We start from the raw sequence: 267 nt of genomic DNA, 5'->3' as shown, positions 1-267 counted from the left end.
AGATACCCTATAACCCCATCGATTGATTCCCATAACCAACCGGAAAATATCTTTGAGATACCTGCCTGTAAATAGTAGCACAATCAATGCAATAAGTATCAATATCGGCCCAAGTCCCGGCAAGTTTGTGCTTTCTTGACTGTAGCCGACAAACGCAATCAACACGAAGTAATGCGGAACAGCTAGAAACCATTTAACCAGCGGAAACCATTGTTTCAACTTTTTGGGATAGTCGATATGCAAATCGGCCGGGTAATCATCTCGGGG

The 267-nt window shown here is 43.4% G+C and carries 1 protein-coding gene; it reads right to left on the bottom strand.

The window, feature by feature from the left end:
* The coding region (locus S1OALGB6SA_RS10485; RefSeq protein WP_230204328.1) for a hypothetical protein at positions 1-267 on the bottom strand (267 nt) is incomplete at both ends.

The sequence above is a fragment of the Olavius algarvensis spirochete endosymbiont genome (genome assembly GCA_900608495.1).
In the GTDB taxonomy this organism is placed as follows: Bacteria; Spirochaetota; Spirochaetia; order DSM-2461; family DSM-2461; genus UBA2779.
The sequence above is the reverse complement of the archived record's forward strand: the minus strand, read 5'-3'. Positions and strand labels throughout refer to the sequence as shown.